Source organism: Chloroflexota bacterium, from assembly GCA_020850535.1.
Lineage (GTDB): Bacteria > Chloroflexota > UBA6077 > UBA6077 > JACCZL01 > JADZEM01.
Genome location: JADZEM010000100.1, coordinates 1 through 9,882, shown reverse-complemented (window position 1 = coordinate 9,882; position 9,882 = coordinate 1). Strand labels below are relative to the sequence as shown.

Below are 9,882 nucleotides of genomic sequence, written 5' to 3'. Positions count from 1 at the left end.
TGCGCGACGGCCGTCGGGAACGGCCGGCACTGGTGCGACTGGAGCGTCGCGCAGCGACTGCAGGATCGTAGGCGGGGCTTTCAAGCCCCGACGCGGCGGCACGACGACATCAACATGCAATCGCCCTGGGTGGCCGGGTCGGCCGGTCGTACCACGCGAGCACCCGCAGCGCGCGCAGGGTGTTCCAGCGGCTCGGCTGCCCGTCGCCGCCTTCGAGCGGGGAGTAGACCTTGCCGCGATACGTCATCTCCAGCAGCCAGCGTCCGTCCGGCTGCTGCTTCGCGCGGAGCAACGCTATCGCCTCGTCGATCCGGGCATCCGGCGGATCGCCGGCCGACCGGAAGTACTCCAGCAGTCCTTCCAGCACGTTGATGGTCGTGTCGAACGACGAGCGCACCGTGCCGCGCTCAGCCTCGCAGTTCCAGCCGCCATCCTCAAGTTGCTCCGCGAGCAGCCGCGCCACGATCCCGGAGACGTCCTGCCCGAAGTAGACGCCCAGCGAGACAGTCCGTCCGTTGATGCACGGCTCAACCTCGCCGTCGAAGAACCGCTGGCCTTCGTGCTCCCAGCGGCAGCGATCCCTGATCTGCTCGACGGCTCGTCGTACCCGGGCGTGGGCCGGGTCCACCCCGAACAGGGAGAGCAGCGTCAGCGTCGGCTCGGTGGCCGTCCACGGTTGCCCCAGATTCTGGGTGTGCCAGGCAACATCGGGTACGCCGTTGCGCGCCGGAAAGAGCGCGCCGCCGTCCCACAGGCCATCGTCGCCCTGCAAAGCCAGTAACTGCGCGCCCCAGCCTTCGGAGACCACACGCGCACGTTCCGCCGCAACGATCTCAGCCGGCGCGCCGGCGAGATCGCGCAGGGCCTGCCAGCGAATGGCAGGGTCACCGTCAAGCAGCCAGTTGAGGACGTTCATGACGAGAGGTTACCGGACCTCAAGCTCGCCGATCTCGGTCAGCCCCAGCGGCGAGCGGTCCCGGGCGTCCGGGTCGCGCAGGCCGGCCTGGAGCCGGTAGCGTCCGGGCGGCGTGCCGGCCGGCACCCGCAGCAGGTGGGTGTCCGCAACGATCTCGCCCACCATCCATTTGCCGGTCGGCGTGCGCTCGCGGTTGGGTCGGCCCCAGCGCTCGGAGATCACCCGGCTGCCGTCTGGCGTAAGCAGCCGCACGCCCGTCTGCAGATCGCGAGGCGTCGACTGGACAGCCTGCCAGAGCACGGTCACCGGCTCCAGCTCGCCCTGGATCGGCAGCGAGTCGTCCAGCTCCAGCCCGACGACACGGGCCTCGGGGGTCACCTGCGCCTGTACCGGGCGGACCGGCGGGCGCATCTCAGGATCGAGGTGGTTGTGCAGCAGGCGCGGGATCAAGATCGCCAGCGCCAGGACGGCCACGGTGATGGCCGTGTGGCGCAGGCCGGCCCCGCGCACGAAGATCGCCAGGAGCAGCACCAGTGCGCCGACGCTCAGGGCGGTGGCCGCCAGCCGCGACGGTGTCTCGCCAAGCCCGACGCGGACCTGCCGCTGCCCGGCCGGGACCGTCACCCGCACCAGCCCCAGCGGCCCGACCGGCCCGACCTCCAACGCCTGCCCGTCCGCCGTCGCCTGCCAGCCGGGGAAGTAGAACTGGTGCAGGATCAGCATGGCTGGCCCGTCGCTCTCGGTGCGGAGGGTCATGCCGAGGTAGCCGCGCTCCAGCACCGTCAGGCGCGGAACGGGGCCGCTGCTGGCCTCGGCGTAGAGGCGGGCGCGGTTGGCCGTCGGCGGGCGCGTGATCTGGCCGGCATCTTCCTCGACCCAGCTCGGAAAGTAGTCGTCGAACGCCTTGCGCTCCGAGAGCCGGCGTTCGGCGGCCGTCCCGATGCCCATATCGGCCTCGTCGATGACGTGGCTGTCCGAGACGGGCCACGTCCAGTAGATGCCCGGCAAACTGGTCAGCCCGAGCAGCAGGCCCGCCCCAACACCCGCGCCGACGCTCAGGCGGGAATGCCCCGCGAGCTGCTGGACGGCCCACGGCAGGCTGCCGAGCACCAGCGCCCCCGCAAACGAGCTGAACACGAACAGCCGCTGCGGGAACTGCACGAACGAGATCAGCGGGGCCGTCTCCCAGACGATGGCCGAGGGCTTGAGCTGCAGCGCCAGGACGACCACGAAGGTCAGGATAAAGGCGGAGAGCACCAGCGCATCCGGGCCCACCGCCCGCCGCTCCGGCCCGGAGAGCGGGGCCGAAGGGGTGCGCGCCTCTCCGGCATGGCGACGGGGGCGGGATCGGGCGCGAGCCAGCGCGACAACGAACAGGATGGCTGCCGCCCCGATCAACGATGCCGCCGCCAGGCCGTGCCGAGGGACCGCTTCAACGTAGTAGTCGAACACGACGGCCGGCTGGAGCAGCTCCCCCAGACCGACCAGCCACCGGGTCACCGTAAACTCGCCGGTGCGCTGATCGGAGACGCGGCTGTACGTCAGCTCCGCCAGGGCCGGCAGCCAGTAGATCGCCGCCAACGCCATCGCCAGCAGCACGGCAGCCGCCGAGCGCGCCAGGCTGGTCAGCCCGGCGTGCAGGCCACGCCTGCCCCTGCTGAGCCAGATCCGGGCGGCCAGGAGCGCCGCGTACAGGCTGCCCAGCCCGACGAAGAAGAGCGCCGTGATGTTGTGGCCGAGTACGACCAGCGCCAGGCCCCCGCTGGCCGCCCCGAACGCCGTCCACGAGCCGCGCCGGGCCAGCCGGTCCACCGCCAGCAGCGACCACGGCATCACGGCCATCGCGATGGACTCGCCCAGGACGCCGCCCTTGTGGGCGTCGAGCAGCACATACGGCGCCCAGACGAACCCGCTGGCCGCCAGCGCGGCCGGCCAGCGGCCGGGCAGCACGGCCTGGGCGTAGACGTACATCCCGAGGGCGCTCGACAGCAGGCACAGCGAGAAGGTCAGGCGGGCCGCCGTCACGAAGCCCAGCCCGAGCGTGTGCAGCCAGGCTGCCAGCTCCACCCCGAACGGCGGATAGAACTGGTGCAGCAGCCGGCCGTACCCGAAGCCCAGCTCCGGCGCGAGGCGCGGATACAGCACGCCGTAGTGGTGCGCCAGATCGGTGTGGAACGTCCGAAAGAGGGTCGGGAGCTGATCGTCCTGGTACCAGACCGGGTTCCAGGCAGGGAGCACGGCCGCCACGACTACTGCCAGTACCACCAGCACGGGGGCGAGCCGGGCACGGCGCTCGGCTGCGTGCGGCGCCCGGATGCCGCCCGCCCGCGCGAGGATCGCGGCGTCGGCGGTGACGGAGCGGCTCATCGCGGCTCGACGGTGGCAGGGCTGGCTGGGGCTGGCTGGGGCTGCATCGGGGTCGGACCATACCATCCGCCCGAGTCTTCGACAAGCGCCCGACGGCGCGTGGACCGCCCAGCGCGCGGCCCCGGCCCGCCTGCTCGCGGTTGACCGGACAGATCCATCCCCATGATGCCCGCGTCGTCCGTTGTGCAGTTGAGACGCGCGTGACGCGTCCAGGGGCAACGGAGATTCGGTACAATCGTGCCGCAGTTCGCCAGGAGGCGGGGCGTTGGCGCGGCACAGCCCGCAGGACAGGAATAGGGGTGACGTGCTGAGCATCTCGGCAGTGCTGCCAGCGTACAACGAAGAGCAGGTGATCGCGAAGAGCGTCGCCGCGATGGTCGAGACCTTCGAGTCGCTCGACGCCGACTACGAGATCATCGTCGTCAACGATGGCAGCCGCGACCGTACCGGTGAGATTCTCACGCAGCTCGGCCAGGAGAACCCGCGTGTTCGGATGGTGGCGCACCAGACGAACCAGGGGTATGGCGCCGCGCTCTGGACCGGCTTCACCAGCGCCCGCAAGGATCTCGTCTTCCTGACCGACGGCGATAAGCAGTTTGACGTGGACGAGCTGAAGCTGCTGCTGCCGCTGCTCGACGGCGCAGACCTCGTCATCGGCTGGCGGCGCCATCGGGCCGATCCGCCGATGCGGCTGCTGAACGCCTGGGGCTGGAAGCAGCTGGTCAATCTGCTGTTCGGCTACACCGCCCGCGATATCGACTGCGCCTTCAAGCTGTTCCGCCGCTCGATCCTCGAGCGTGTCGAGGTGTTCTCGCGCGGGGCCACGTTCAGCGCCGAGTTTCTGATCAAGGCCCGGCGGCTGGGGTACGTGGTCCGCGAGCGCGATGTCAGCCACTATCCGCGCCCCGCCGGGGTGGCGACGGGCGCGAAGCCGGCCGTCATCATCCGGGCGTTCCGCGAGCTGATCCGCCTGCGTCTGAACCTGGACGCCGAGCTGTCACGGGTGCCCCCCCGCCACCAGCCGAGCCGCCCGAGCGCCTAGCGCTCAGCCGCCCTCACCAGCACGGGGAGGCCCTGGATGACGCCGCGCGACGAGCCGCCTCCAGGGTATCAGCGGGCCAACCTTGAGGAGCGGCTCACCGGCTGCGGCCTGATCGTCGGCGGGCTGGTCGGGATGGGCGTGGCGTTCCTGGTCTGGCAGTTTGGCGCGCTGACGCTGTTCACGCCGCCAGGGCTGCCGGCCGGTTTCACACCCATCGCCTCCCCGCTGGCCTGCATGGTGCCGCTGATGGCCGTGCTGTCGGCCGGGCTGGCGCTGCTCGGACTGCGCAAGCTGCTGACCGGGGAGTGAGGCTGGCTACCGGCCGCCCGTCACGTGCAGCGTGTGCCCGGTGATGTACGCCGCCTCGTCTGAGGCCAGGAAGAGGACGGCGTGCGCCACCTCGACGGGCTGGGCCAGCCGGCGCAGCGGCGTCATCCGTTGCGGGCTGTAGTCGTACATCTCGTTCATGTGGTGCAGGGCCGGCCCCAGCCGCTCCGTCTCGACCGGCCCGGGTGCGACGGCGTTGGCCGTGATGCCGTACTCGGCCAGCTCCAGCGCGATATCGCGGGTGAAGCCGTGGACGCCTGCCTTGGCCGTGGAGTAGGGCGCTGCGCCCTCGTAGTAGGCGCTCCAGGGGGTGCCCTCCCGGGCGCCCGACGAGATGCTGACGATGCGTCCGTACCTCTGGGCCATCATCGGGCGGGCGGCGGCGCGGGTGCAGAGGAACATGGCCCGCAGGTTCAGCGTGATGACCGCGTCCCAGGTCGCTTCGGGCAGCTCCCAGATGCGGCCCGGCTGGCCCCCGCCGACGTTGTTGACCAGGATGTCCACCCGACCGAAGCGCTCGACGGCAGCGGCGATCAGCTCGTCGGCCGGCTCGGCCAGGGTCAGATCGCCGACGACGCCGATGGCGGTCCCGCCCGCGTGCATGACACTGCTGACCGTCCGCTCGATGGCCGCGCCGTCGATGTCGCCGCAGACGAGCCGGGCGCCCTCCTCGGCCAGCCGCAGCGCAATCGCCTGACCGATGCCGTTGCCGGCCCCCGTCACGACGGCTACCTTCTCCTGCACCCTGCCCATATCGCGCCTCCTCGTCGCTCGTGAGCGGCTCCAGCGCCGCCGGTCATCGGTGGGCCTGCGATGTCGCCAGGCTACGTCGCCAGGGCGGTCGCACCGCCGTCCACGACCAGGTGCGTGCCGGTGATGAAGCCGGACACGTCCGCCGCCAGGAAGAGCGCCGTCCTGGCGATGTCTTCCGGCTCGCCCACCCGGCCGATCGGGATACCGTCGTCCTCGGCGGCGGCAAGCTCGGCCGCCTCGACGATGTCGGCGGTCAGGCGGCTGCGAATCAGGCCCGGGCAGATCGCGTTCACGCGGATGCGGTCGCGTCCGTAGGAGACGGCCATCGCGCGGGTCAGCGCCAGCACCGCGCCCTTCGCAGCGGCGTAGGCGTGCGTGGGGCGGCTCCTTGAGGCGGTCAGCGCGGAGACCGACGAGGTGTTGACGATCGAGCCGCCGCCGGCCGCGCGCAGGTGTGGGACGGCCGCCTGACTGAGCAGGTACATCGCACGGACGTTCACGTCGAGCGCCAGATCCCAGTGCTCAACTGGGATCGACTCGACGGTGCCGCCCACGACGATGGTGCCGACGCCGGCGTTGTTGAACAGGATGTCCAGTCGCCCGAAGTGCGCGACAGTCCGCGCGACGACCTCGGCGCAGGCGTCCGGATCGGCGAGATCGGCCGGGATGCTGAGCGCCGCGTCTTCGCCGAACGCGCCCTGCACCTGGGCGACGGTCTCCGCCAGGGCGTCAGCGCGCACGTCTACCAGGGCCACCCTGGCGTCAGCAGCGGCAAAGAGCAGCGCACTGGCCCGGCCGATGCCGGTCGCCGCGCCGGTGATCAGCGCCACCTTGCCGGCCAGACTGATGGTCACCGACATCGCTGGAACCCCTCCCCTGGGGCAGGCTGGCCTTGCCCGGGTGTGGGGGCACTATAGCGGGAACGGGCGCGCGGCGGGCCGGGGGGTGAGGTTACCTCTGCACCGCGCCTGGCAGATTCCACCGCGGCGCTGGCTCAGACGTAGCCAGGGTCGCGCCGCCAGCCGCCCCGCGCGATGGCCCAGGAGAGCGCCATCCCGATGGCGAGTGGCAGCAGCCACCACGGCAGCGCGAACGTCGAGAGCAGGGCGAAGAAGAGCGTCATCGCCGTCTCCTGGCCTGGATCGAGCGGCAGCGTCACCAGCAGCCCGACGATCCACCCGACGGCGATGCCGCACGGCACCCCGAGCGCCGCGAGGATCGGCCGGGGGCGTCCGCCGGCCGCGCGTACGGCGAACCCGGCCGCGACGCCGGTCAGCGGGAGCAGCCCGAACGGCGTGACGATCCAGAACCAGTCGCCGGGGAACAGGCGCCCTGCCACCGCCAGCCCGAACAGGACCGGCCCGACGACCGACGCCGCGGCTGCCAGGAGAAAGCTCCGCATTGAATCCGCACTCCCTGTCGCCCCACGATACCGTACTGGCCGGTCCGCTGGCGGCAGGACTACTCGCCGCCGCGCTATCGTAGGCAGTGTGGCGGTATCGCGGCTCGGCAGCGAGTGCAGACGACGCTGTCAGCCCGCCCGCCCACACACCGACGACGCAGTCAGCGATCTCGCAGGGAGCGACGACGCGATGCAGATCATCGACGCCCAGATCCACCTCTGGGAGCAGGGCCTGCCGATCAACAAGGCGCACCGGCCGGTCTCCCGGTTCTCGACGGAGTACGTGCTCGGCATGATGGACGAGGCCGGCGTGGACGCCGCCCTGATCCATCCGCCGGGCTGGGACCCCCACTCAACCGAGCTGGCGACGGCGGCCGTCCTGAACCATCCGGGCCGCTTCGCGATCCTCGGCGCGTTCCCGCTGGACGACCCTGCCAGCCAGGGGCTGGTCGACGGGTGGCTGGCGCGTCCGGGCATGCTCGGGCTGCGGCTCACCTTCCTGAGCCCGCACCAGCGGACCTGGATGACGGACGGCACGGCGGACTGGGTCTGGCCGGCGGCCGAGCGGGCCGGCATCCCCATCGCGCTGCTCTGCACGGACTTCCTGCGGGAGGTCGGACAGATCGCGGAGCGGCACCCGGGCCTGAAGCTGATCGTGGATCACCTGGGCGGGCGCGGCGGCAACGAGCTGCAGAAGGACGATGCAGCCCTGGTGCACATGCCCCAGCTTGTGGCGTTGGCGAAGTACCCGAACGTGGCCGTCAAGGCGACGGGCGCGCCGGGCTACTCCAGCGAGGGGTATCCGTTCCGCCCGATTCAGCCGTACCTGCAGCAGATCTACGAGGCGTTCGGGCCGGATCGCATGTTCTGGGGCACCGACATCTCGCGGATGCGCTGCTCGTGGCGGGAGTGCATCACGTTCTTCACCGAGGAGCTGCCCTGGCTGCCGGACGCCGACAAGCCGAAGATCATGGGCGAGGCGCTGTGTGCGTGGATCGGCTGGAAACGGTAGCCCGGACTCAGCCCCCGGAGGCCCTCACCCCCCGCCCCAGTCGGGCCACCGGGCCTGTGCGCGGGCGAGGGGGCGGGGGTGAGGGCTTTTCCCGCGGTCTCGCGGCGCTGCCGCTACCCTTAGCGAGCTTCCGTGACCACGTCCAGCAGGTATGGCTTGCCGCCCGCGACGGCCCGGACTGCCCGCCCAAGCGCCGGGATCAGCTCCTCGGCCGTCTCGATGGGGCCTTCCGCCTGCATGTCGAACCCTCGGGCCACCGTGGCGAAGTCCACATGCGGGCCTTCGGGGCGCGTCCCGATGCCGCTCCGCGACACGTCCCGATCGCGGAACTGGGCGATCCGAATCGCGTGCTCCTCCGAGTTGTAGTAGCTGCGGTTGTTCCACATGATCGTGAGGATCGGCAGCTGCTCGCGGGCGGCCGTCCAGAGGGCGCTCGTGGAGTAGAGCAGATCGCCGTCTGGCTGGATGTTGACCACCATCGTGTTGGTGTTCTTGTAGGCCAGCCCGACGCCCAGCGCCGCCCCGATGCCGTAGCCGAGACCGGCGCCGCCGGCCCCGCCGAGCCACTGGGTCGGCTCGCGCACGTCCCAGAGGCGGCGGACCCAGCCGCGCAGGTCGCTGTTGCCGAGCACCCACTTGTGCCCGTCCAGGGCATCGCGGAGGGCCAGGCTCACGAAGGACGTGGTGAGCGGCGAGCGCCCGGACGACTCACGCGCCTGCTCTTCCCAGACCTCGCGCTGCTGGGCCGTCGTCCTGGCCAGGGTTGCTGCCCGCTCCGCACGGACCCCGGCGGCGTCAACCCAGCCGGCCGACAGCCGCTCGCGCACCAGTGCCACGAGCGTCGGGAGCGCCAGCCGCGTCTCGCCGACAAGGTTGAGGTCGACCGGCTGCGGTCGCTGGTAGTCCGCCGTCCAGCTCCGCACCAGCAGCTCGTTGACCGAGATCGACGCGACCTTTGCACCCGCAGCCACGGCGTACCCCTGCGCCCGCCGGTTGCGGTCCGGCGTTCGCAGCGCACCGTACAGATCGGTCACGTCCAGCGCCAGCACCACGTCCGCCTCGCGGATCAGGTCGGCGCTGACATGGCCCGCATCCAGCCGGTGACGCGGCGCGAAGTTGAAGCGCGCCCACAGATCGACGACCGGTGCGTTGAGCAGCTCGGCCAGGGTCTGGAGCGCCGCGACGGCGTCGGGATCGCGTCCGACGCGGTCCGCCAGGATAACGGGCCGCTGGGCTTCGGCCAGCCAGCCGGCCAGCTCGTCAAGGCCGGCCGGGTCCGCCTGCACCGAGGACTGGCGCGTCCAGCGGTCCAGGTTTGAGGGGAGGGTCAGCCCCTCGGGCATCTTCTGCTCCTGGATCGTGGTGTCCAGGGCGATATAGACCGGCGCGGCGGGCGCGGACTTCATGAGCCGCCAGCCCCGCAGGATCGACTCGATGGCGCCCTCGACGCTGACGGGCTGATCGTCCCACTTCACAAAGTCGCGGACGAAGTTGCCCTGGACGAGCGCGGTGTGGATCCACTCGATCCACGGGCGGCGCAGCGAGGCGTCCTGCGGGCCGCTGCCGCCGAGCAGCATGATCGGCACGCGGTCGCACCAGGCATTGAAGATGCCCATGGCCGCGTGCTGCAGCCCGACGACGTTGTGAATGGCCGCGACCATCGGCTTGCCCGTGGCCTTGGTGTAGCCGTGGGCCAGCGCAACCGACGTCTCCTCATGGGTACAGAGAATCGTGCGGGGGCTGCTGTCGCCCCCGTAGTTGACCAGCGAATCGTGGAGACCCCGGAAGCTCGCGCCGGGGTTGAACGCGGCGTACTCGACGCCGAGCCCCTGGAGCAGATCGACCAGGATATCCGAGCCGAACCGCGGAACACGCGCACTCATTCGTCCACCCTTTCCTTTCGCCTGCTGCCGTCGGCTACTCGGCGAGGGCGCGGAGCTTCGGCAGCACGTCGCGGCCGAACAGCTCGATGAAACGGATCTGGTCCAGGCCCGGGGCGTGAAACACCAGGTGGGTGAACCCCAGGTCGATGTACGGCTTGATCTTCGCCACCTGCTCGTCCG

Annotated in this window: 10 protein-coding genes; 3 read left to right on the top strand and 7 right to left on the bottom strand. The window is 71.1% G+C overall.

Annotated elements, in window-relative coordinates:
* Positions 1-109: 109 nt before the first annotated feature.
* Positions 110-916 carry a hypothetical protein gene (locus IT306_14195; protein ID MCC7369575.1) on the bottom strand — a complete coding sequence of 269 codons (807 nt, stop codon included), beginning with the start codon at positions 914-916 and terminating at the stop codon, positions 110-112.
* 9 nt (positions 917-925) lie between these two features.
* On the bottom strand, positions 926-3,283 hold the full coding sequence (locus IT306_14190; protein MCC7369574.1) for a hypothetical protein: 2,358 nt from the start codon (positions 3,281-3,283) through the stop codon (positions 926-928).
* 304 nt (positions 3,284-3,587) lie between these two features.
* Here IT306_14190 and IT306_14185 point away from each other — a divergent pair, with 304 nt between their 5' ends.
* Together IT306_14185 and IT306_14180 are read left to right on the top strand one after the other, a co-directional pair.
* Positions 3,588-4,325 carry a glycosyltransferase family 2 protein gene (locus IT306_14185; protein MCC7369573.1) on the top strand — a complete coding sequence of 246 codons (738 nt, stop codon included), beginning with the start codon at positions 3,588-3,590 and terminating at the stop codon, positions 4,323-4,325.
* Positions 4,326-4,361: 36 nt separating this feature from the next.
* Complete coding sequence (locus tag IT306_14180) at positions 4,362-4,634, top strand: hypothetical protein (protein MCC7369572.1); 273 nt, start codon at positions 4,362-4,364, stop codon at positions 4,632-4,634.
* Between the two features lie 6 nt (positions 4,635-4,640).
* Here the strand turns inward: IT306_14180 and IT306_14175 are convergent, their stop codons facing one another.
* The 3 genes from IT306_14175 to IT306_14165 all read right to left on the bottom strand — a co-directional run bounded on the left by IT306_14175 (position 4,641) and on the right by IT306_14165 (position 6,807).
* The gene (locus IT306_14175) at positions 4,641-5,405 is read right to left on the bottom strand and encodes an SDR family oxidoreductase (GenBank protein ID MCC7369571.1); all 765 of its coding nucleotides are present in this window, start codon (positions 5,403-5,405) and stop codon (positions 4,641-4,643) included.
* Positions 5,406-5,476: 71 nt separating this feature from the next.
* Positions 5,477-6,259: an SDR family oxidoreductase gene (locus tag IT306_14170; protein MCC7369570.1), complete on the bottom strand. Its 783-nt coding sequence runs from the start codon at positions 6,257-6,259 to the stop codon at positions 5,477-5,479.
* A gap of 140 nt (positions 6,260-6,399) precedes the next feature.
* Positions 6,400-6,807 carry a hypothetical protein gene (locus IT306_14165; GenBank protein ID MCC7369569.1) on the bottom strand — a complete coding sequence of 136 codons (408 nt, stop codon included), beginning with the start codon at positions 6,805-6,807 and terminating at the stop codon, positions 6,400-6,402.
* A gap of 190 nt (positions 6,808-6,997) precedes the next feature.
* Between IT306_14165 and IT306_14160 the strand changes: the two genes are divergently transcribed.
* A complete protein-coding gene (locus IT306_14160; GenBank protein ID MCC7369568.1) occupies positions 6,998-7,819 on the top strand; it encodes an amidohydrolase in 822 nt (273 codons plus the stop codon).
* Positions 7,820-7,938: 119 nt separating this feature from the next.
* Here the strand turns inward: IT306_14160 and IT306_14155 are convergent, their stop codons facing one another.
* Both IT306_14155 and IT306_14150 read right to left on the bottom strand, forming a co-directional pair.
* Positions 7,939-9,702, bottom strand: a complete 1,764-nt coding sequence (locus tag IT306_14155; protein ID MCC7369567.1) for a thiamine pyrophosphate-binding protein — start codon at positions 9,700-9,702, stop codon at positions 7,939-7,941.
* Positions 9,703-9,736: 34 nt separating this feature from the next.
* The coding region (locus IT306_14150; protein ID MCC7369566.1) for a F420-dependent glucose-6-phosphate dehydrogenase at positions 9,737-9,882 on the bottom strand (146 nt) is incomplete at its 5' end.